We start from the raw sequence: 21,828 nt of genomic DNA on the forward strand, positions 1-21,828 counted from the left end.
GAAAACAGCTCAAAAACAGGAAGTAGCCGGCAAGCATGGTTCTTGAGGTGGGTGCACTCCCTGTAAAAGCATAGCCCCGTCTGCTTTAAGAACAGACGGGGCTATGCTTTTAGAAATATAAGAGAAGTTAATGCTCAACCTCTACCAACTGGCATTTCTTTAGCCAGTGCAGCGCATCGGTTTCTGAGGTGAAGCCCTCAAAATCAACTGATTGGCCATACCAGGGTGCCTGCCGCAGTTTTTCAGCACTTTCAATTGTAAAAGTGTCTTCAGCGTGGGCTGGGGTAAGCAGGTACGCCACATGCACGGCGCGGTCTAACTGCGCGTGTAACTGTGGGTAAAAGGTCTCATTCACCCATTTCTGGTCTTCCGGAGACAAAGGCCCCCGGCTGCGCACGTCAAAGAGCCAATACCGCGCGTTGGTCTCCTGGGCTAATTCCAGCACCTGCTGATACACCTCCCGTACCGAGAGGGCATATACTGGCTGTGGCCAACGCAGGAACAGCACGTCCAGGTCTGGGCGGTAAGCTAGTGCAATGGCGTCTAAAAAGATAGGAGACATAAGCTAATAGTATCAGATGTAAACTTACAAAAGATTGTCCTCAACATAGCAATACCTCCTTAAAAAATAGGAGGATGGTTATATAGCCAACATCTACCCTGAAGGGAATCGTTCAAGAACATCTGAAATAAATCTGGAACTGGAAATTGCCGTACCTTTGCCTTTGACCTTATTCACATCCTGAATTCGTAAGCGGAGAGTGTCAGCGTAAGTTTCTGCCTGTGCGGTTTTAGAGCCTCGTAGCAATGACTAAGGCGAGAATAGCGTGAAGTCAGGTTTCTTGGCAGCACGAAAGACAAATTTTAAACAGGCTCATACTTAATTTTACCAGTGGCTACACCTGTAAATCCCCCAGAAGAAGAACGGCATGACCCGTACGCCGTGCTCCGCATTCCTGAGTTCCGGCTTTATATCTCGGCCCGTTTCTGCATTACTTTGGCCATGCAGGTACAGGCGGTGGTGGTGGGGTGGCAGATCTATGACCTCACCAAAGACCCGCTGGCGCTGGGCTTGATTGGGTTGGTAGAAGCCATACCGTCTATCACGGTGGCGCTCTACGCCGCCACGTGGCCGATATTGTTCCGCGCAAGCGCATTATCATGACGGTGCTGAGCGTGCTGTTGTTCTGTTCGCTGGCACTGCTGTTCTATACCTTAGATGTGGGGCAGGTGCTGCACCAGTTCGGCACCACGCCCATTTACTCGGTCATTTTCCTGAGCGGGTTGGCGCGCGGGTTCATGGGGCCGGCCACGTTCTCATTTATGCCGCAGCTCTTGCCAGACCGGAAGTTCTACGCCAATGCCATTACCTGGAGCAGCTCTACCTGGCAGGCGGCCTCAGTGGCGGGCCCGGCCATTGGCGGGTTGGTGTATGCGTTCGGCGGAGTTACGGCCGCGTTCAGTGTTGATGCCGCGCTGGTATTGCTGGCGCTGGTGCTCTATGGTTTTATTGCGGGTAGGCCGCTGCCGCTGAGTGATGGCCCCAAACTCAACATCAAAGAAAGTTTGCAGACGGGGCTGAAATTTGTGTTCGGGAACCAGATTATTTTGAGTGCGCTGGCGCTGGATATGTTTGCGGTCCTCTTCGGCGGAGCCGTGGCCTTGCTACCTATTTTTGCGTCTGACATTTTGAAGATTGGTCCGCAGGGATTGGGCGCGCTACGGTCGGCTCCGGCCATTGGCTCGGTGACCATGGCGGTGTTCATGGCCTACCGGCCGATTACCTTTAACGCCGGGAAGAAGATGCTGTGGGCGGTGGCCGGGTTTGGCGCCTGTATTATTGGGTTTGGGTTGTCGCAGTTGTTTTGGCTGTCATTTGCGCTGCTGCTGATGAGTGGCGTGCTGGACAGTGTCTCAGTGATTATCAGGTCCACCTTGATTCATACGCTCACCCCCGAGCACATGAAAGGCCGCGTTTCCAGCGTGAACAACATCTTTGTGGGGTCCAGCAACGAGATTGGCTCTTTTGAGTCTGGTCTGGCGGCCAAGCTGCTGGGTGTGGTGCCGTCAGTGGTGTTTGGTGGTTCTATGACCATTTTGATTGTGGCGTTTACCGCCTGGAAAGCAGATAAGCTCCGTAAGTTGAGTTTGTAGAAAAAGCTTTACTAAATATGCGTCTTTCCGTTTTTGGGTCTTTTTTTCAGAAATTGAGGCCAAAAACGGGAAGACGCTTTTATGTGACCTTTGCCGAATGACCTTAAGTCTGGGGCAAAAGCCGTTGGCGCAGACGCTCGCAGGTGCTGCGCACGCTAAGAGGTCTTGGGAGCGGACGATAATGCGGCGGCCAGCTAATTGAACCCACCCCTACCCCTCCAAGAAGGCGAGTCTTGTTGCATAGGAACGGAGTCTCATACAAGTAGAAGCCTTTCCCATGGAATGGTAGAGCACGAAAGCTACACCTGTGACGATGGCGGTGGCCACACCCTAGCTGATACTCCCCCTTTGAAGGGAGCGAAGGGGATGTTGACACCTGCCGAACCACGCATCGCAGAGGCATGGCCATACGGCAAATGCTCCACGCATGGCAGATATTCCCCTCCCCGGAGGGGTAGGGGTGGGTTCTACGCATGGCAGATATTACCATGGTTCCCGGCGAGTCTGGAGACTCGCACCACTACATGTCACGAGTCAGAGACTCGCGCCAGTGCTTGTTTTTTCTTTTCAATAACCAATCAGCGATTCTCCCAAGACCTCGTAGCGCCCGGAGGACCTGCGAGCGTCTGTACCCACGCCCCCTCTCTTTATCTTTGATTTCCATCTTTCTACCATTCCCACTATCTTTGCCGGAGAACGTATGCAGTTGCTTTGAAAATCAGGGTTATCTTCTTTGCGGTGTATCTTTTCCTGGGCTCCCTGCTGCCCAACTCAGACCTGCATGAGCTTTCCAAAATCTCTGATTTGCTGCAGCACTACCAGACGCACGTGGCCCTGAACGGACAGTTAAGCTTCACGGAGTTCCTGCACATGCACTACCAGGGCTCCGAAAATACTCCCTCAGAAAACCATGACCGGCTCCCGCTCAAGCAGATGGGCAACTCGGCGTATGATTACTTTGTGGCCATGCCGCTGCTGCAGCCTACCTTTCAGCTACAGGAAATGCAGGAGCCGCAGCACTACCTTTCCCACCCTCAACCCCGGGTCGCAGACGCTTTTACCGGCAGCATCTGGCAACCGCCGCAAGTGGCGTAAATCTCCTTTTTATTGGCAGCATCAGCAGTCTGGCTACTTTCAAAAGCCCAGGCTTCTCACTTTTTGTCATTCTGAAAGAACCTTGTGAGCAAACTAGATTAGCGTTAAATATGCGCCATTGCCGTTCGCAACCAAGTTCCTTCCAGGATGACAAAGAAAGATGTGTTTCTTCCAGTCCTGCATGCGAAGTGCATTTCCGTTTTTGACCTATTTTCTGAAAAACAGCCCGAAAACGAAAAAGCGCCTACTCAAAAGACCTCGTAGCGTCCGGAGGACCTGCGAGCGTCTCTGCCAATAGCCCAATCAACCTCATTTTCCCAGAACCGCCCGGAAGGCTACCGTTCAGGCGTTCTCCGGCCTTGCCGTTTTTGGCTTGTTTTTGAGAAAACAGGCCAAAAACGGCGTCATCCCAAAGCAAGAACATGTTACAGAAGATTATAGAGTTTTCCATCAAGAACAAGCTGGTGATTGGCTTGCTCACGGTGGCCTTGGTGGCGTGGGGCGTGTACAACGTGCAGCGCCTGCCCATTGATGCCGTGCCCGACATCACCAACAACCAAGTGCAGGTCATCACGGTGTCGCCGTCGTTGGGGGCGCAGGAGGTGGAGCGGCTCATCTCGTTCCCCGTGGAGCAGTCGGTGGCCAGCGTGCCGGGCGTGACCGAGATCAGGTCGTTCTCCCGTTTCGGGCTGTCACTGGTGACGGTGGTCTTTGACGAGGACCGCGACATTTACTGGGCCCGCCAGCAAATCACCGAGAAACTGAAAGAGGCCGAGGAGCAGATTCCCGAAGGCATGGGTTCGCCCACCTTGGCGCCCATTTCCAGCGGTTTGGGCGAGATTTACCAGTACGAGCTTCGGCCGGCGGCCGGATATGAAAGTAAGTACAACGCCACCGAACTGCGCACCATTCAAGACTGGATTGTGCGTCGGCAACTGTTGGGAACGCCCGGCGTGGCCGAGGTCAGTAGTTTCGGGGGCAAGCTGAAGCAGTATGAGGTAGCCATCAACCCCGAGAAGCTCCGCAGTTTCAACCTCACCATCACCCATATTTTCAACGCGCTGGAGAAAAACAACGCCAACGCGGGCGGCGCTTACATTGAAAAAGACCCCAACGCCTACTTCATCCGCACGGAAGGGCTGGTGAAAGGTCCTGAGGACATCGGGCGTATTGTGGTCACCAACACCGCGGGCGGGGCGCCGGTCTTGATCAGGGACGTAGCCGAGGTGCGCGAGGGTTCGGCCATCCGGTACGGGGCCATGGTGAACGAGCAGGGCGAAGTAGCAGGCGGCATTGTGATGATGCTCAAAGGCGAAAACTCATCGCAGGTGATTCAGCGGGTGAAGGACAAGGTAGCTGAAATCAGGAAAACGCTGCCGAAGGGCGTGGTGCTGGAGCCATTCCTGGACCGCACTAAACTGGTGAACCGCGCCATTAACACCGTAGAAACCAACCTCGCCGAAGGCGCTTTGATTGTGGTCTTCGTGTTGGTGCTGCTCCTGGGCAACTGGCGGGCAGGCTTGTTGGTGGCCTCCGTGATTCCGCTGGCCATGCTGTTCGCCATCTCGCTCATGAACGTGTTCGGCGTGTCTGGTAACCTCATGAGTTTGGGCGCGCTGGACTTCGGGCTGATTGTGGACGGGGCCGTCATTATTGTGGAGGCGGTCATTCACAGCATCCATACCAGCGAGTACGCGCAGCAGGGCGTTTTTAGGCTTTCGCGCAAGCAGATGGACGATGAGGTGCAGGGCTCGGCCAGCAAGATGATGGGCTTTGCGTCGTTCGGGCAGATTATCATTCTCATTGTGTACCTGCCTATTCTGGCGCTGGTGGGCATTGAGGGCAAGATGTTCAAACCCATGGCGCAGACGGTTTCCTTCGCTATTCTGGGCGCATTCCTGTTGTCGCTCACCTACGTGCCCATGATGGCCTCGCTAGTCCTAAGCCGCAAAACGCAGCACAAAGAGAACATTTCAGACCGCATCATGCAGGCCATTAACCGCGCCTACCAACCGCTGCTCAACTTCGCGCTACGCGCCAAAACGCTGGTACTGGGCATTGCTTTGGGGCTGTTCGCGCTGAGTCTGGTGCTGTTCACGCAAATGGGCGGCGAGTTTATTCCGTCTCTGGACGAAGGCGATTTTGCTATTGAAACCCGTGTGCTCACGGGCAGCTCCCTCAATGAGACCATTGAAGTGGTGCAGAAAGCTTCCAAATTGCTCAAGCAGACCTTCCCCGAGGTAGAGAAAGTAGTCACCAAAATCGGCTCTGCCGAAGTACCCACCGAGCCCAACCCCGTGGAACTAGGCGACATGATTGTGGTCCTGAAAGAACGTGACCAGTGGACCAGCGCCAGCTCCCGGGTGGAGCTGGCGAACAAAATGTCTGACGTGCTGCACCAGAACCTGCCGCAGGCCACCTTTGGCGTGCAACAACCTATTCAGATGCGGTTCAACGAGCTCATGACGGGCGCGCGGCAAGACGTGGTGCTCAAAATCTACGGCGAAGACATGGACCAACTGGCCCTGTACGCCCAGAAAACTGGCAAACTGGTGCAACCCATTGAAGGCGCGCAGGACCTCTATATTGAGGAAATGAGCGGACTGCCGCAGGTGGTGGTGCAATATGACCGCGAGCAGATAGCCCGCTACGGCCTCACCATTGAAGACGTCAACCGCACCGTGACAGCCGCCTTTGCCGGAGAAATTGCCGGACAGGTCTATGAAGGCGAAAAACGCTTCGACCTGGTGGTGCGCCTGAACCAGCAAAACCGACAGGACATTTCTGATGTGCAGCGCCTGTACGTGAGCAATAAAAACGGCCTGCAGATTCCGCTGGAGCACATCGCCCAGGTGGAGATGAAGGAAGGCCCCAACCAGATTCAGCGCGACGGCACCCGCCGCCGCATCACCATTGGCTTCAACGTGCGCAACCGCGATGTGCAGAGCATTGTCACTGAGATTCAGCAGAAAATTGAGGCGCAAATTCAGTTGCCGCCCGGCTATACCATCACCTACGGCGGCGAGTTCCAGAACCTGATTGAGGCTAAAGAACGGCTCTCGGTGGCGGTCCCGCTGGCGCTGGCGCTCATCTTCGTGCTGCTGTTTTTCGCCTTTAAATCCATTAAACAGTCTATTCTCATCTTCACGGCCATTCCGCTGTCTGCCATTGGCGGCGTGTTTGCCCTGCTCCTGCGCGACATGCCGTTCAGCATCTCGGCGGGCGTGGGCTTTATTGCGCTGTTTGGCGTGGCGGTGCTCAACGGCATTGTGATGATAGGCTATTTCAACCAACTAAAAGCCAGCGGTATGACCAATCTGGAACAAATCATACGGGAAGGAACGGCCGCCCGTCTGCGGCCCATCATCATGACGGCCACCGTGGCCTCCCTCGGTTTCCTGCCCATGGCCTTGTCTTCCTCGGCGGGCGCCGAAGTACAGAAACCCCTCGCCACCGTGGTCATTGGCGGACTGCTCTCGGCCACGCTGCTCACGCTGGTGGTGCTGCCCATCATCTACTATTTCTCAGAGAAAGGCTTCGGTGGGTTGAAGAAATCAGCGGCGCTGTGGCTCCTGCCGTTCGGTCTGGTGCTGCCCATGACTTCCCAAGCTCAGACCAATCCGTCGCAAACTCTGTCTCTGGCGCAGGTGCTGGAACTGGCTAAGCAGCACAACCAACAGCTCAAAAGCGCGGCCTTGGAAGTGGAAATGCGGGGCGCGTTGCAGAAAACCGCGGTGGATATTCCCAAAACCGAAGTTACCTACAGCCAGGGCGAAATCAACAGCCCCGTCACCGATGACCGCATAGGTATAAGCCAGACCATTCCGTTCCCTACGGTCTGGAAAGCGCAGGGCAAGCTGTTGCAGGATCAGAAGAACCTAAGCCAGCAGCAGCTGAACCTGGAGCAGCACGAGCTGTTGTATCAGGTAAAACAAGCCTACGCCCGGCTGGCGTTTCTGCATCAGGCCCACCAACTGCTACAGCGACAAGACAGCATTTTTCAGGTATTGGAGCGAGCCGCCGAAGTCAGGTTCAGGACGGGCGAAACGGGGCTGCTGGAGAAAACCACCGCCACCACCCAGCGGCTGGAACTCACCGACCGCCTAAGGCAGAACCAAAGCGCTCTGGCTGTGGCGCAGGCGCAACTGAATGCCTTGGTACAAGCTCCGCAACCCTTGCAAATCACGCCGCAGCCGCTGCAACTGGACAGCACTTCCTTCGGCGTAGCCGAAACTCAGAACCACCCGCTCCTGCAAGTGCACCAACAGCAGATTGCCGTAGCCGACCGCGAGCGGCAGGTGGAGAAAAGCAGATTAGCCCCTGATATTACCTTGGGGTATTTCAACCAATCGTTGATTGGCACTTATGACATCAACGGGCGGGTAGAAACGGCCGCAGATAGAAGCCGGCGGTTCCAGGGCGTGGAAGCGGGGGTGGCGGTGCCGCTCTGGCAAGGGGCGCAGCGGGCGCGCGTGAAAGCCGCCGCTTTGGGCAAACAGGCCGCCGAGGCTTCGCTCCAAAACCAGCAGCACCTTTTGCAGAGCGAGTGGCAGGCGGCGCAGGAAACCCAGCAGCGGCTTCGGCAGAGTGTGCAGTTTTACCGCGAACAGGTGCTGGTGAACGCCCGCCTGGCCCTTACCCAAGCCGACAAAGCCTACCGCAGCGGCGAGGCCAGCTACCTGAGCTACCTTCAGGCCGCCGACCAGCAGTTACGCACCCAGCAGAATTACCTCCAGCTCCTGCTGGATTATCAGTTAAACGTCTTTCAACTCCAATACCTAGGAGGCAACTAATATGAGAACTAACTTTTTATCCTTCGCCATCGCCGGGCTTTTCCTGGTTTCGGCGTGTTCTGAGAAAAACAGCCCCGAAACGGAAACGCCTGCCGCCCAATCCGCCGCCGCTGCCCCAGAAAACCCGGACGTGATTACGCTCACCGAGCAGCAGATGCAGAACACCGGCATTGAGTTGGGCGCGCCTTCGCTACAGAAACTGGGCAGCACCTTGCAGCTGTCCGGGGAGATTGACGTGCCACCCACTAGTCTGGTGAGTGTCTCGGTGCCCTATGGCGGCTTCGTGAAAACCATGAACCTGTTGCCCGGCCAGCACATCAACAAAGGTCAGGTGCTGGCCACCCTCCAGCACCAAGATTACGTGCAGCTGCAACAGGATTACCTGGATACCCGCGCCCGCCTGCAACTGGCCAATCTGGAGTACGCCCGTCAGCAGGAACTTACCCAGGAGAAGGTGAGCGCGCTTAAAAACCTGCAACAGGTGAAGACTGAACGCGAAGTCTTGCAGAATAGTTTGGCGGCTTTGCGCGAGAAACTGCTCATGATTAACATCAACCCGGCGCGCCTGCAAAACGGAAAAATCAGCCGCACCATCAACATCGTCTCGCCCATCAACGGCTTCGTGAAGAACACGCTGGTGAACGTGGGCAAGATGGTGAGTTCTACTGATGTGCTGTTTGAACTGGTGAACACCGATGACCTGCACCTCAAGCTCAACGCCTTTGAGAAAGACGTACCGTGCCTGAGCCCCGGCCAGCGCCTCACCTACACCCTGCCCAATGACGCCACTCCCCGCTCCGCGGAAATCATCTTGGTAGGCCACAGCGTGGAAGGCGACAAAACCGTTCCCGTACATGCCCACCTGGACCACCACGATGAGCACAAGCTGCTGCCCGGCATGTACGTCACCGCCACCGTACCCACCAAAGAGCGCGCGGTAACCGCTCTGCCCGAAAGCGCCGTGGTGCAGTTTCAAGGGGTTTCGTACATCTATGCAAGTTCTGACAAACGTACATTTAAACGCGTAGAGGTGCAGACGGGTCTCAAGGGAAATGGCTTTGTAGAAGTGCAGCTACCCGCGGAACTGCAAAATTCTAACCGCATTGCTGTGAAAGGCGCGCATAATTTGCTGGCCATGCAGGAGAACAAGGAGGAGGAAGAGTAATTGGCGCAGACGCTCGCAGGTCCTCCGGACGCTACGAGGTCTTGGGAGAATTGCTGATTGGTTATTGGGCCTGTTTAGTATTTTCTGATCATTGGCGCAAGTGTCTGCTTTTTTGTAGTCTTTTGAAGCTGTTTGCTTCTGTTTCTGGCCTGTTTTCGCAAAAGAAGAGCCAAAACAGCGACACAAGCGGGTGCTGGCGCCAGTACAGAAGCTATCTAAAGCTCATTTTTGGAAATGCTAAACAGGCTCATTGAAAAAAAACACTGGCGCGAGTCTCTGACTCGTGACATGTAGTGGTGCGAGTCTCCAGACTCGCCGGGAGCCATGGGAAGATCTGCCATGCGTGGACCCACCCCCTACCCCTCCGGGGAGGGGAATGATCTGGAATGCGTGGAGCATTTGCCGTATGGCGATGTCTCTGCGATGCGTGGTTCGGCAGGTGTTAACATCTCCCTTCGCCCCCTTCAAAGGGGGAGTTCAGCTAGGGTATGGTCAAAGCCATCGTCACAGGTGTAGCTTTCGTGCTCTACCATTCCATGGGAAAGGCTTCTACTTGTATGAGGCTCCGTTCCTATGCAACAAGACTCCCCTCCTGGGAGGGGTAGGGCTGGGTTCAATCCGCTGGCCGCCGTATCGTCCGCTCCCAAGACCTCGTAGCGTGCGCAGCACCTGCGAGCGTCTGCGCCAGTTGCGTTTCGGGGCTGTTTTTCTAAAAGTAGGTCAAAAACAGGAATCCCCGCCAGAACCAAATCTGACGGGGATTCCTGTTTTCGGCGTGAGCCGAGAGAATGATTACGCGCTGGCCGCTGCGGCTTTGCTGGGGGCTAGCTTCGCCAACTTGGTCGCTTTGTTCTGGGCTTTCTTGGGGCGGCTGTTCCCGAAGGATCCCTTGCTGATTTTTCCTCTTTTGCTTTTAGCATCTCCTTTTCCCATAGTGGTACTGATTAATTGGTAAGTGAAACAATCAAATGACAAGTAATCTTTTCCGAGACGGAAGGAAAGAAAGTTACAAACTCTGCCAAATACCTGCAAATTTCTTCCGCCGTTTTTGGCCTACTTTTGGGAAAACAGGCCAAAAACGCAATTGACGGTCAGGCTTCTAAATGCGGCGGCGTATGCCTACCTTTGCGGTTTAGCCTTCCGCCGTTTTGTGGCCGCGCAACAGAATTATTCTTGAGCGGTTTATGTTCTAGAGAGGCTATATTTCTATATGACAGAAGACATCATTCCGCAAGATACCCAAATAGACGCGCTGGACGCCCGCGAGCACATCATCATTAAACGGGCCCGCGTCCATAATTTAAAGAACCTGAGCGTGGCCCTGCCGCGCAACCAGTTCATTGTGGTCACCGGCCTTTCGGGCTCCGGCAAATCGTCGCTGGCCTTTGACACGCTCTACGCCGAGGGGCAGCGCATGTATGTGGAGAGCCTGAGCTCCTACGCCCGCCAGTTCCTGGGCCGCATGGACAAACCCGACGTGGATTACATCCGGGGCATCAGCCCGGCCATTGCCATTGAGCAGAAGGTGAGCATCAGGAACAACCGTTCCACCGTGGGCACCAGCACCGAGATTTACGACTACCTCAAGTTGCTGTACGCGCGCATTGGGAAGACCATTTCGCCGGTCTCCGGCAAAGAGGTGAAGAAAGACACCGTCACCAGCGTGGTTGATTTCCTCATGGCGCTGGAAGACGGAACCCGCGTCATGATCATGGCGCCGCTGCACCAGAGCAAAGACCGCAAGCTGAGCAAAGAACTGGATTTGCTGTTGCAGAAAGGCTATTCGCGGGTGATTCTGAATGGCGAGCCGTTTTTTATTGAAGAACTCATCTCTGAAGGAAAACCTGAGCCCAAGGGCGAGGTCTTTATTCTCATTGACCGCGCCGTCATCAGACATGACGAGGAAGCCGAAACCCTGCAGATGCGCCTCGCTGACTCGGTGCAAACTGCTTTCTACGAGGGCCACGACGAATGCCATGTGCAGCTGGGCGACGAGAAACGCGTGTTCTCCAACCGCTTCGAGCTGGACGGAATGGTGTTTGAGGAGCCTAGCGTCAACTTCTTCAGCTTCAACAACCCCTACGGCGCCTGCCAGACCTGCGAAGGCTGGGGCAGCGTGCTCGGCATTGACCCAGACCTGGTGATTCCAGACAAGAGCCTCACCGTGTTTGAGGGAGCCATCGCGCCGTGGCGCACCGAGAAGCAGAACGAATGGCTGCAACCGCTCATCAAAAACGGCATTCGGTTTGATTTTCCAATTCACCGTCCGTTCAACGAACTCTCTGAGGAACAGCAGGAACTACTCTGGACCGGGAACAAATACTTCGGGGGGCTGAACGACTTTTTCAAACACGTACAGGCGCAGACGCACAAGATTCAGTACCGCGTGTTGCTTTCCCGCTACCGAGGTCGTACGGCTTGCCCGGACTGTAAAGGCTCGCGCCTGCGGAAAGATGCTAGCTACGTGAAGGTGGACGGGAAAAGCATCACGGATCTGGTGCTCATGCCCGTGACTAAAACGCTGGAGTTTTTCCAAAACCTGCACCTGAGCGAACATGACATGGCTGTGGCCGACCGCCTCATCACCGAAGTCACCAACCGGTTGAGTTACCTCGTGCGCGTGGGTTTGGGTTATTTGACTTTGAACCGACTATCTAACACTCTTTCGGGTGGCGAAAGCCAGCGTATCAATTTGGCTACTTCCTTGGGAAGCGCGCTGGTGGGGTCTATGTATATCTTAGATGAGCCCAGCATCGGGCTGCACCCCAAAGACGCCGACCAGCTGATAGGTGTACTGCGCTCTTTGCAGCAAATGGGCAACACCGTGATTGTGGTGGAGCACGAGGAAGGCATGATGGAAGTGGCCGACCAGGTGCTGGACATTGGTCCGGAAGCAGGTTCCGGTGGCGGAAATCTCATGTTCCAAGGCTCGTTCCAAGACCTTTTGAAAAGCGATACTTACACCGGTCGGTATTTGAGTGGCCGCATGGAAGTGCCGGTTCCCACGCAGCGCAGACCTTGGCGGAATTGTGTGGAGGTACACGGTGCCCGCGAGAACAACCTCAAGAACGTGAGCGTGAAAGTGCCCCTGAACGTGATGACGGTGGTGACGGGCGTGAGCGGCTCGGGTAAATCTACGTTGATTAAGAAGATTCTGGCGCCGTCGCTCATCAAAGCCCTCGGCGGCCACGCCGATGCCACGGGTAAATTTGACAAACTCTCTGGTGACATCAACAAGGTGGCGCACGTGGAGTTCGTGGACCAAAACCCAATCGGTAAGTCGTCGCGCTCCAACCCGGTGACCTACGTGAAAGCCTATGACGCCATCAGAACTATGTATGCCGACCAGCCGCTGGCGAAGGCGCGCGGGTTCAAGCCGTCGCATTTCTCGTTCAACATTGAAGGCGGCCGCTGCGAAGTGTGCCAGGGCGAAGGCCAGGTGAAGATTGAGATGCAGTTCATGGCCGACATCTACCTCACCTGCGAGGCCTGCGGCGGACAGAAGTTCAAGCAGGACATACTGGACATTCAGTACCATGAGAAAAACATCTCCGAGGTGCTGGACATGACCATTGATGACAGCCTGATTTTCTTCAAAGACCAGCCCAAGATTCTGGAGAAACTGAAGCCGCTGCAAGACGTGGGCCTCGGTTATATTAGATTAGGGCAGAGCAGCAACACGCTATCTGGTGGCGAGGCGCAGCGCGTGAAGCTGGCTTCGTTCCTGACCAAAGGCGCTACCCCGCACAACGGCAATATCCTGTTCATCTTTGACGAGCCCAGTACCGGCCTGCACTTCCATGACATCAGCAAGTTATTGACCGCGCTCAATGCGCTGGTAGAAAACGGTAACACCGTGCTGGTGATAGAGCACAACATGGACATCATCAAATGCGCCGACTGGATCATTGACCTCGGCCCCGAAGGCGGTACAAACGGCGGTCACCTGCTCTTTGAAGGAACCCCGGAAGACTTGGCTAAGCTTTCAGAAGAGAACCACACTGCCAAGTATTTAAAACCGAAGCTGTAGGTCTGTTTTTGGCCTGTTTTCAGAAAAAGAGCCGCTAAACGGAAAGTATAAGAAATCCCTGTGCAGTGAGAGAAGCCGCGCAGGGATTTTTGTTTCAGAACACTCGTGAAGAAGAGGAAACCCACCCCTACCCCTCCGAGGAGGGGAGCATCAGGAATGCGTAATCTTATAACCTCACAAAAGTTGATTATCACCATTTCAACGTCATCTATCTAAAGCTGCTTCTCGGAGCAAATCCCCTCCTCGGAGGGATAGGGGTGGGTTCTTTTTCTCCTTTTGTCATCCTGAAAGGATCTTGTGGGCAATCTAGATAAGCCCTTACCAAACGTAAAACCTTTTGCGGCTTAAATGCTTTCAGCAGAAGTAGGAGAAACAATTTCCTCAGCAGCAGCAGAAAGCGCCTTGCCGTTTAGCGGCTCTTTTTCTGGAAATAGGCCAAAAACGGCGGACACAAAAAAACATAGACTTTCCTGAGCTTTTATTTCACTGGCAGGAGGGGTGGGTGCCGTGAACAAATCTTTCTGCTGTCGGTTCACTATATTGCCGCCTTTCGCGTACGCCAAGGGAAATCAATTTTGGGAATGAAAGACCTTTCTGTGCCTTTGCCTGTCAATAAACTGTATGTCTCTATCATCATCCTCTGCCTGTTCCACGGCTGCGGACTCATTGGGTTTTACACGCCGTACCGGGACTGGTTTCTGAGCAACACGCCCCTCAACCTGGTGCTGGCCACGGCGCTGCTGTTCTGGAACCACCAAGGGCTTACGGTTAGAATGGTAGCCGGAGCGATAGGCGTATTTCTGGTAGGCTTCACCGCCGAGGTCATTGGGGTAGCCACCGGCGATGTGTTTGGGGAGTACCATTACGGAGATGCCTTCGGGCCGAAGTTCCTGGAGGTGCCCTGGCTCATTGGCATGAACTGGGCGGCCCTGTGTTTTGCGGCGGCCACGGTGGTCAATACCTGGCAGAAACCGTTCATACTAAAAGCAGCGGTGGCGGCGGCCATGCCCGTGAGCATTGATTTTTTGATTGAGCAGGTCTGCGAAAAATTTGATTTCTGGTATTGGCAGGGCCACGCGGCACCTTTGCAGAATTACATCAGTTGGTATGTGTTCAGTTTTCTGTTTGTGCTGGTGCTCATGCCGCTGCTCAGAAACTCCCAGAACAAACTGGCGCCGTACTTCCTGCTGGTGCAGTTCTTCTTCTTCCTGTTTCTCAACCTTGTAGAGTTGTTCTATGTCCGCTAACCCGCGCCCCTACGACTACATTATTGCCGGAGCGGGAGCGGCGGGCCTGAGTCTGCTGTGCTATCTGCTGGAACAGGAGCCCCTGCGGCATAAGCGTATTCTGCTGCTGGACCGCGACGCCAAGCAAACCAATGACCGCACCTGGTGTTTCTGGCAAACCGGGGAAAGTCCGTTTGAGAGCTGCCTCAAAAGTAAGTGGTCGGCGTTGTATTTTCATTCGCCCACGTTCTCTAAGCTGCTGGACATTCATCCGTACCAGTACAAAATGCTGGACAGCCTCTCGTTTTACCAACATTGCTTCGGGCTGATGAAGAAGTTCCCTAATGTGGAGTTCCGGCAGGAAGACATTATAAGAATAGAGCCTAACGGAACGGTGCATGGCAAGCGCGGCGTGTACCAGGCGCCGTACGTGTTCAACAGTGCGTTCTTCAAAATCAAGCAGCTGCCCAAAAAGCATTACATGGTGCAGCATTTCAAAGGCATTTTCATCAAAACCGCACAACCGGTCTTCAACCCGAAGGAGCCAACCTTAATGGATTTCCGGGTGGAGCAGCATCAAGATTGCCGGTTTATGTACGTGTTGCCCACCAACCCGCACGAGGCCTTGGTGGAGTACACGGGTTTCTCTGAGGCCGAGCTTCCTCAGGAAGCCTATGACCAGGAACTGAAAGCCTACCTCAGAGATTTCCTGCACCTCACGGAGTATGAGATCACGCACGAGGAATTCGGGATGATTCCCATGACCGATGCCCCTTTCCCCAGGCAGCAGAGTGCGCAGGTCATCAACATCGGTACGGCGGGCGGAGCCACCAAAGCCTCTACAGGCTACACGTTCAGCTTTATTCAGCGGCAGTGCTCGGCCATTGTCCGTAATCTGGCCCAGGGGAAAGCGCCGTTGGCGGGCACAGGGAGCGGGTTCAACAAGTTTGGGATGTATGACAGCATTTTCCTGCGGGTGCTGCTGGAGAAGAAACAGGAGCCACGGCAGGTGTTCCATGACCTGTTCAGCAAACTGCCCGCCCCGCTCATCCTCAAATTCCTGAACGAAGAGACCTCTTTTATTGAAGACTTCCGGATCATGAATGCCGTGGAGAAACGCATTTTTGTACCTGCCGCCCTCAAAGAAAGCCTGCACCTGTAAGCACAATTGCCACCTCCGGCGCGTAGATCAGCCACAAATCCTTATCTTAGCGGCCACAGGGTACGCTGTTTTTGCCCTGTTTTCAGAAAAGTAACCCCTAAACGCGCAGGCCTGAAAAGCTTCGCATTTCTTTAATATCTATTCATGGCTATGAGAAAGAACATTGTTGCCGGTAACTGGAAAATGAACAAAACGTACCAAGACGCGCAGGCGCTGGTGAGCGAAATTGACAACATGGTGAAGGACGAGGTCACCGCAGACAACGTTGAGGTGATTGTCACGCCGCCGTTCCCGTTCCTGAGCACGGTCAGTAAATTAATTCAGGGCAACCCGCGCATGCACCTGGCGGCGCAGGACGTGAGTGCCCACGAGAGCGGCGCCTATACCGGCGAAGTTTCGGCGGCCATGCTCAAGTCAGTAGGCGTAGAGTACGTGCTGGTGGGCCACTCAGAGCGCCGTCAGTACCACCACGAAGATTCAGATCTGCTGTTCAAAAAAATGAAAGCGGCTCTGAAGGAAGGCATCAAACCTATTTTCTGCTGCGGCGAACCCCTGGAGGTGCGGGAGTCTGAGCAGCATTTTGAGTACGTGGGCCAGCAGCTGCGCGACACCGTGGCGCACCTGAGCAACGAGGAATTTGACCAGATTGTGATTGCCTACGAGCCTATCTGGGCCATTGGCACCGGCCGCACCGCCAGCAGCCAGCAGGCCCAGGAAATGCACGCCTACATCAGAGAAGAGCTTTCCCGCCTGTTTGATTCTGAGGCCGCTTTCAACAAAACTATTCTGTACGGCGGCAGCGCCAACCCCGGCAACGCCAAAGAACTGTTCGCGCAACCAGACGTAGACGGCGGTTTGATTGGTGGCGCCTCCCTCAAATCAAGAGACTTCACAGACATCATCAAATCTTTCTAGTTTCCAGGTTAGCCTGTCACTGAGGGCAATCTGCAGGAGGGGAGAGGCAGGAAAAGAAGGAAATATTCCGGAGGTCTGTTTTCGGGCTGTTTTTTCAAGAAAACAGCGAAAAACAGACCTCCGCTTCTTTTGTAATGTACCCAATGCCCGGTTAGGCAGTTGGTACGGTTATTCTGTCAAGAGGAAGTGCCTGCCCTTCAGGGCGCTAGAGGCGGTGCTTATTGGGCAGTGACAATATTCAGGTATTCTTCATTCTCATTCCAGCTGAGGCGTACCGGGTTGGTGAGTTCCTGCCTGGTTACCTCAATCTTCTCAATCTGCTGCACATCTGCCAGAAACAACGTGGGGTCAACCGGCTGCTTGTTCACCAGTACCCTGAGCGACCGTTTCTCATGGGGTACCTGAAAATACTCCAGCACGTGCTCCAGCCTGAAGAGGGGGCGTTTACTTTTCAGTTCGCCCACCAGAATGCCGTTTTTCCCCTGCCCCTCCACAGAGGCCAGCAGCGTGGAGTTACGGTATATTTCTTTGATAGCCAGATCCTTGGGGTGCACAATCAACGCACTCAGAACCGTTTCCTGGGCGCCAATCAACAGGAGAGGCTCCGGGTGGGCAGAGGCGCGTACGCCCACTATCCGGAGAGACATTCTGGGGCGGGGCGAACCGTTGGGGGTAGGCAATGATTGGGCCTTGCAGAAAAAACTGCCTGTCAATAAGAAGAACGGGAGAAGAAGGAGTGGCTTTTTCATGGGGGTAATCTCAGGTGAGCATCAGTAAGTTAAGAATTTCCAGCATATGCTGATCCCTCGGTTTCCCGTTTCTTATGGCATCATGGTCCCTTAGTAATTGGGAATATCATCAACGGCGTTCCTGGTGAGCATGAGCCCCAGCATCATGAGCAGGCTGGAGAGAATCACCACAAAGAAGAGCACACTCTCATTCATGCCCGGTATCTGAAACTGCGCAGGAATGCTGTAAAACAAAAGGATGGTGATCAGGCCGCGGGGCGCTACAAACAGCTCTGGGATCAGCGGCACCCGGGCAATGTACTGCAGGTACAGGTAGCGCACCAGCAGAATGATGCTGAAGATGGTAAAGCCCAACACCCAGACATTCAGGTCCAGCAGCTCCTGCAGGTTAATGGAGAACCCGAAGAGCAGGAAAAAGAACGTCCTGATCACAAACGCGCTTTCGCCGTTAATCTGTTTCAACTGCTTGATCTCAGCCTCCAGCGAACTGAGACTGATGTACCTGGCCAGGCGGTCTTTGATGAAGAGCGCGGCATTGTTCAGCATCAGCCCAAAGCAGAGCACCATCAGCAATGATGAAAGGTGCATCTCCTTTCCCACTGAGTACAGCAGTATGAGAATGGCAATGATCAGGAAGAATTTGATGTGGCTCTTGATCTTGTCAATGAAGAAAAGCAGGATCAGGCAGCAGATAATGGAGATGATGAAGATGCTCACCAGGTCTACGGCCAGTGTGACAAATGACCCCACACCAATTTGGTTGTTCTGCACCGCAAAGTTGAAGGCAATAATGCCAATGATGTCAGAGAAGGTGGCCTCATAGACAATGAACTCCCGCTTCTCTGGGGTGAGGTTGGTCACGCTGGGAATGGCAATGGCACTACTGATCACCGCCAGCGGAATTGCGTTGATAATGGCCATCTGGTAGGGCACGTTGAGCCAGAAGTTGATAAACCAGCCAATGAGCGCGGCCGTGATGAGCAGCGTGAGGGTGGCCGTGAGCAGGGTCTTTCTGATGAGCGGCAACTTGTCCCTGCTCAGCTCCAGGTCCAGGGCCCCCTCCAGCACAATGAGAATCAACCCAATGATCCCGAAGAGCTCCAGTATGCTCCTGATCCCGGGCAGGCGCACCTCAAAGGCGGTGGCGGTGACCTGCAGTAAAATACCGGTGGTCAGCAACAGGATCACAGACGGGATCTTGCTCCGCTTCGCCACCATGTCAAACAGGTACGAGAGAATGATTAAGCTGCTGAGTATTATTAAGAAGGTATAAGGCCCTAAAATCATACTGAAAGGTTAGGTATCACATTTCATACGGAAACAATCTGCAACTGACCAGATGCAGGGCGGCCAGCTTTTTTATCACTTAAAGTAAGCGATTCATAGGGGTAAATGTTTTCCGGGCGGTCTTTTCACCATCACTAAGATAGCTAAGCTTTTTTAACCGCAGATGTTTTCCCAGAAGATTAAACTTCTAGCCGCCGTTTCTATGCTTGCCTTTTCCTTTCTAAGTAGCTGTACCGTAACAGATAGGCGCCTGCAGGGATCACTGGCCCAAACCGCTACCGGATTACCCGCTACAGGCCGTAAAACCATCAGTTTCAGGCAAGATTTCAGGCTGGGCAACTTTACGGTGGAGGATGTGCGCCGCGGTTGGACCAGCACCGGCGGCTTTGGGGCGGGCCCGTTTGAGGCCAGGCGGGTACGCCAGAAATACGGGTTTGTCTTACGTGACAGCGCGGGCATTGCCTCACGGGTGACCTGTGGGGCCGGTGTCTCTGCCAAGGAAATAAAGCTGGGGAAAATTCTCTCCCTGGGTCTGGGCGGGGAAGACAGCCGTGAACTCTTTGTGAGCAACATCCCTTCGCGGGAGACGGGAAACTGGCGGCTCATCACCCAAGACCCGGGGCAGGTTGTGCTGTTTAAAGGCTTCTACAGTGCCTTCACCAAAGGTAATACAGAAATCAGGGTGGAACCGGTGCATGAGTATGAAAGCAAGTTCAGGGGCGCCGCTCAGGAGATTCTGGGCTTTGCGTTCAGAGACGGTATAGAGCTGGTGGCCGCTGTGCAGCTCACGGGCAAAGGAAGGTGTGGCTCAAGAAGGGCCTGGCGGCCGATGAACGGAGGGTGTTGGGAGGCGCGGCTTCTGTACCGCAAACCGGATAGACAAAATTCGGCAGAGCCGCAAAATGCCAGGGTGAAACTGCCCGTCTAACCATTTCCATTCGTCTTTTCCCAATTCGTTGTCTTACCTCATCACTATTTCACCTACTTCCCAATGAACCCTTTCAAATTTTTCTTTTACGCAGCGGCAGTGGCTGCAGGTGTAGGGCTTGCCAGTTGCTCTATGCCGGATATGCGTGTGAGCCAGGGCATGCGGGAGGAAACCACGGCCATGCCGGTGGTAGGCAGGTCTATGATGCGGGTGTCGCTGGGCAAGGAGAAGGGCTTCGGGTTTGGCAAGTACCAACTGGAAAACATTGAACGCGGCTGGACCCGCCGGAACGGACCTATTGACAACCTGGTCATCCAAGACACAGACGCTTACCAGAAATACAGCTTCGGGGTGAGGGACTCAGTGCAGCAGAAAACCTGGTACGTGCAGGCGGCGGCCATGCACAACGCCAAAACCACTGAACTGGCCGGTGTTTCCATCAACTTAGACAAACAGCGCGAGTTGTTGCAGGTAGTGTTTCAATCTGAGGAAAGCGGCACGTGGCGCCTGGCCCTGGCAGACCCCGGCCACTACCTGGAACGCCGTAACTTCTTGGGCAAGCTCAGCAACGGCGCCCATGAGCTGGAGGTCTACCCGCTGTACAAGTGGGAGGGGAAATCACTGCCGTCCAGCACCGCCCTGGGCTATGAGTTCTCCAAAGACGGGCATGTGCTGGCCACGGTGCAGACGGTGAACAACGGCAAAGTCTGGCTGAAGAACACCCTGAGCCCAGATCTGCAGATGGTCTTGGCCAGCGCCTGCGGCTCTTTGCTGCTCTACAACAAACTGGATGACGAGAACCAGTAGCCGTGTTTCCGTTTTCGCTGTTTTCTGAAAAACAGCCCGAAAACGGAAGTCCCAGGAAATGATTGGCTGTGCTGGAACCCTTCTCTAAGCCAGAGGGTTACCGCCGCAGTTGCTCTGGAAAGAAGGACCGTGGCCGTTTTGTTTTTTTAGTTGGTCACATTTTTGGCAGGTTTGGTCACATTTTCGCCGGGTCTCAATAGCAAATCCCCCACTTTTGTCGTTGTTGGCATACTACTTTTAACTGGAGGCACCTGCTGCCTCTGTACAATATGAGAAATTTTTTCTGGTGGTGCGCCGGTGCAGACGACCACATCCTTGCCCAATGCCCCAAATCTGAACACGTAAAATTTGGCAGCATTGGCGCCACCGTGCTGTTTACGGGGGTGCTGGCAGCCCTGTCTGGCGGCTACGCACTGTACACCGTTTTTGACTCAATTCCCGCGGCGGTGGCTTTTGGCCTGCTGTGGGGCATGGTGATTTTTAACCTGGACCGCTTCATTGTCTCCACCATTAGAAAGGAAGGCAGGTTTGGCAAGGAGTTCCTGCAGATTCTGCCCCGTCTGGTGCTGGCGCTGGTGTTGGCCATTGTGATCTCTAAACCGCTGGAGCTGCGTATTTTCCAGAAGGAGATTGACAGCGTGCTGGAGGAGAAGAAAGCCCAGCTGGCGCTGGAACACCAGCAGCTGGTAAACAAACAGTTCACTGAGACAGACTCGGTGCGCAAAGACATGGACCGCATCAAGGCCGAGATTGCCGCCAAATCTGCGCAACGGGACACGCTTTATGCCCAAATGAGCGCCGAGAGCGACGGCACCGGCGGAACCAAGAAAATTGGCCGCGGACCTATCTTTCAGGAGAAAAAGGCCCAGTATGACAAGATTGACGTTGAGCTGAAGGTGCTGCAGGAGCAGAACAGCCAACTCATTGCCGAGCGCCAGAAACGCATTGACACCCTCACCGCCCAGCGCGACAAAACCATTGCCCAGGCCAAAGCCCGCTTTGACGACTACGGCGGCTTAATGGCCCGTATGGAGGCCCTGGACAAACTACCGTGGCTGCCCAGCTTCTTTATCATGCTGCTGTTCATCTGTCTGGAGACAGCGCCCATTTTCACCAAGCTCATCTCCAAGCGCGGCCCCTATGATGACCTGCTGCGTGACGTGGAGACCACCACTGAGCTGGAGAGCCTGGAGAAACTGGAGACCCGCCGCCGCGAGTATGACACCCGCAAAGCCATTGACGAGGCGGGCAAAGACGCCCGCCTGGAGCATTACAGCTACAACCGCCGCGAAACCGTGAAAACAGACGCTGACGTAGATCTGGAACTGGCCCGCACCAACGCCCACGCCCGCCTTAAAACCGGCAAAGAGAAGATTAGGCGCGAGACAGACGCCTATATGGACAACTTTTAAGCTGGTAGAATGCTTCTAATGCAAAAGCCCCACCTCTGAAAAAAAAAAGGTGGGGCTTTTGCATGTATAACATTGTCTGTTTTCGGCCTGTTTTCCAGAAAACAG

Annotated in this window: 17 protein-coding genes; 12 read left to right on the forward strand and 5 right to left on the reverse strand. The window is 54.5% G+C overall.

The window, feature by feature from the left end:
* Positions 1–127: 127 nt before the first annotated feature.
* Entirely contained in the window at positions 128–562 is a 435-nt protein-coding gene (locus A8O25_RS07790; RefSeq protein ID WP_066833048.1) for a hypothetical protein, read from the reverse strand.
* Positions 563–892: 330 nt separating this feature from the next.
* On the opposite strand from A8O25_RS07790, the gene A8O25_RS23760 reads away from it, so the two are divergent.
* From A8O25_RS23760 to A8O25_RS07815, 5 genes are all read left to right on the forward strand, one after another.
* Positions 893–1,165 (forward strand): hypothetical protein, encoded by a 273-nt coding sequence (locus A8O25_RS23760; protein WP_241498959.1) that lies wholly within the window; start codon positions 893–895, stop codon positions 1,163–1,165.
* Positions 1,129–2,154, forward strand: a complete 1,026-nt coding sequence (locus tag A8O25_RS07795; RefSeq protein WP_241498960.1) for an MFS transporter — start codon at positions 1,129–1,131, stop codon at positions 2,152–2,154. The genes A8O25_RS23760 and A8O25_RS07795 overlap by 37 nt, the downstream gene beginning before the upstream one ends.
* A gap of 711 nt (positions 2,155–2,865) precedes the next feature.
* Positions 2,866–3,249: a hypothetical protein gene (locus A8O25_RS07800; RefSeq protein ID WP_066833050.1), complete on the forward strand. Its 384-nt coding sequence runs from the start codon at positions 2,866–2,868 to the stop codon at positions 3,247–3,249.
* 422 nt (positions 3,250–3,671) lie between these two features.
* Positions 3,672–8,042 (forward strand): CusA/CzcA family heavy metal efflux RND transporter, encoded by a 4,371-nt coding sequence (locus tag A8O25_RS07810; RefSeq protein ID WP_066833056.1) that lies wholly within the window; start codon positions 3,672–3,674, stop codon positions 8,040–8,042.
* A 1-nt stretch (position 8,043) separates the two neighbouring features.
* Entirely contained in the window at positions 8,044–9,207 is a 1,164-nt protein-coding gene (locus A8O25_RS07815; protein ID WP_066833059.1) for an efflux RND transporter periplasmic adaptor subunit, read from the forward strand.
* A gap of 792 nt (positions 9,208–9,999) precedes the next feature.
* Here the strand turns inward: A8O25_RS07815 and A8O25_RS22440 are convergent.
* A complete protein-coding gene (locus tag A8O25_RS22440; RefSeq protein ID WP_074987951.1) occupies positions 10,000–10,140 on the reverse strand; it encodes a 30S ribosomal protein THX in 141 nt (46 codons plus the stop codon).
* 277 nt (positions 10,141–10,417) lie between these two features.
* On the opposite strand from A8O25_RS22440, the gene uvrA reads away from it, so the two are divergent.
* Positions 10,418–13,237, forward strand: a complete 2,820-nt coding sequence (gene uvrA, locus A8O25_RS07825; protein ID WP_066833065.1) for an excinuclease ABC subunit UvrA — start codon at positions 10,418–10,420, stop codon at positions 13,235–13,237.
* Positions 13,238–13,581: 344 nt separating this feature from the next.
* On the opposite strand, the gene A8O25_RS07830 is transcribed toward uvrA, so the two are convergent.
* Positions 13,582–13,800: a hypothetical protein gene (locus tag A8O25_RS07830; RefSeq protein WP_066833067.1), complete on the reverse strand. Its 219-nt coding sequence runs from the start codon at positions 13,798–13,800 to the stop codon at positions 13,582–13,584.
* An 18-nt stretch (positions 13,801–13,818) separates the two neighbouring features.
* Between A8O25_RS07830 and A8O25_RS07835 the strand changes: the two genes are divergently transcribed.
* The 3 genes from A8O25_RS07835 (at position 13,819) to tpiA (ending at position 16,540) form a co-directional block, all read left to right on the forward strand.
* Positions 13,819–14,484 (forward strand): carotenoid biosynthesis protein, encoded by a 666-nt coding sequence (locus tag A8O25_RS07835; protein ID WP_066833069.1) that lies wholly within the window; start codon positions 13,819–13,821, stop codon positions 14,482–14,484.
* Positions 14,474–15,625 carry a lycopene cyclase family protein gene (locus A8O25_RS07840; protein ID WP_066833072.1) on the forward strand — a complete coding sequence of 384 codons (1,152 nt, stop codon included), beginning with the start codon at positions 14,474–14,476 and terminating at the stop codon, positions 15,623–15,625. Before A8O25_RS07835 ends, A8O25_RS07840 begins: the two co-directional genes overlap by 11 nt.
* Positions 15,626–15,775: 150 nt before the next feature.
* Complete coding sequence (tpiA, locus tag A8O25_RS07845) at positions 15,776–16,540, forward strand: triose-phosphate isomerase (RefSeq protein WP_066833074.1); 765 nt, start codon at positions 15,776–15,778, stop codon at positions 16,538–16,540.
* Between the two features lie 218 nt (positions 16,541–16,758).
* On the opposite strand, the gene A8O25_RS07850 is transcribed toward tpiA, so the two are convergent.
* Positions 16,759–17,289 carry a hypothetical protein gene (locus tag A8O25_RS07850; RefSeq protein ID WP_153042641.1) on the reverse strand — a complete coding sequence of 177 codons (531 nt, stop codon included), beginning with the start codon at positions 17,287–17,289 and terminating at the stop codon, positions 16,759–16,761.
* 90 nt (positions 17,290–17,379) lie between these two features.
* Positions 17,380–18,576: a cation:proton antiporter domain-containing protein gene (locus A8O25_RS07855; RefSeq protein ID WP_066833080.1), complete on the reverse strand. Its 1,197-nt coding sequence runs from the start codon at positions 18,574–18,576 to the stop codon at positions 17,380–17,382.
* A gap of 202 nt (positions 18,577–18,778) precedes the next feature.
* On the opposite strand from A8O25_RS07855, the gene A8O25_RS07860 reads away from it, so the two are divergent.
* From A8O25_RS07860 to A8O25_RS07870, 3 genes are all read left to right on the forward strand, one after another.
* Positions 18,779–19,504: a hypothetical protein gene (locus A8O25_RS07860; RefSeq protein WP_153042642.1), complete on the forward strand. Its 726-nt coding sequence runs from the start codon at positions 18,779–18,781 to the stop codon at positions 19,502–19,504.
* 132 nt (positions 19,505–19,636) lie between these two features.
* On the forward strand, positions 19,637–20,311 hold the full coding sequence (locus A8O25_RS07865; protein WP_153042643.1) for a hypothetical protein: 675 nt from the start codon (positions 19,637–19,639) through the stop codon (positions 20,309–20,311).
* Between the two features lie 269 nt (positions 20,312–20,580).
* A complete protein-coding gene (locus A8O25_RS07870; RefSeq protein ID WP_066833088.1) occupies positions 20,581–21,723 on the forward strand; it encodes a DUF4407 domain-containing protein in 1,143 nt (380 codons plus the stop codon).
* Positions 21,724–21,828: the final 105 nt, after the last annotated feature.

Origin of the sequence: Rufibacter ruber (genome assembly GCF_001647275.1) — a bacterium.
Classification (GTDB): Bacteria; Bacteroidota; Bacteroidia; order Cytophagales; family Hymenobacteraceae; genus Nibribacter; species Nibribacter ruber_C.

Excerpts from the sequence above, each read along its gene's own strand:
- A8O25_RS07790 (WP_066833048.1), bottom strand. The coding sequence starts at position 562 with ATGTCTCCTATCTTTTTAGACGCCATTGCACTAGCTTACCGCCCAGAC.
- A8O25_RS07810 (WP_066833056.1), top strand. The coding sequence starts at position 3,672 with ATGTTACAGAAGATTATAGAGTTTTCCATCAAGAACAAGCTGGTGATT.
- A8O25_RS07815 (WP_066833059.1), top strand. The coding sequence starts at position 8,044 with ATGAGAACTAACTTTTTATCCTTCGCCATCGCCGGGCTTTTCCTGGTT.
- A8O25_RS22440 (WP_074987951.1), bottom strand. The coding sequence starts at position 10,140 with ATGGGAAAAGGAGATGCTAAAAGCAAAAGAGGAAAAATCAGCAAGGGA.
- uvrA (WP_066833065.1), top strand. The coding sequence starts at position 10,418 with ATGACAGAAGACATCATTCCGCAAGATACCCAAATAGACGCGCTGGAC.
- A8O25_RS07835 (WP_066833069.1), top strand. The coding sequence starts at position 13,819 with ATGAAAGACCTTTCTGTGCCTTTGCCTGTCAATAAACTGTATGTCTCT.
- A8O25_RS07840 (WP_066833072.1), top strand. The coding sequence starts at position 14,474 with ATGTCCGCTAACCCGCGCCCCTACGACTACATTATTGCCGGAGCGGGA.
- tpiA (WP_066833074.1), top strand. The coding sequence starts at position 15,776 with ATGAGAAAGAACATTGTTGCCGGTAACTGGAAAATGAACAAAACGTAC.
- A8O25_RS07850 (WP_153042641.1), bottom strand. The coding sequence starts at position 17,289 with ATGAAAAAGCCACTCCTTCTTCTCCCGTTCTTCTTATTGACAGGCAGT.
- A8O25_RS07855 (WP_066833080.1), bottom strand. The coding sequence starts at position 18,576 with ATGATTTTAGGGCCTTATACCTTCTTAATAATACTCAGCAGCTTAATC.
- A8O25_RS07860 (WP_153042642.1), top strand. The coding sequence starts at position 18,779 with ATGCTTGCCTTTTCCTTTCTAAGTAGCTGTACCGTAACAGATAGGCGC.
- A8O25_RS07865 (WP_153042643.1), top strand. The coding sequence starts at position 19,637 with ATGCCGGATATGCGTGTGAGCCAGGGCATGCGGGAGGAAACCACGGCC.
- A8O25_RS07870 (WP_066833088.1), top strand. The coding sequence starts at position 20,581 with ATGAGAAATTTTTTCTGGTGGTGCGCCGGTGCAGACGACCACATCCTT.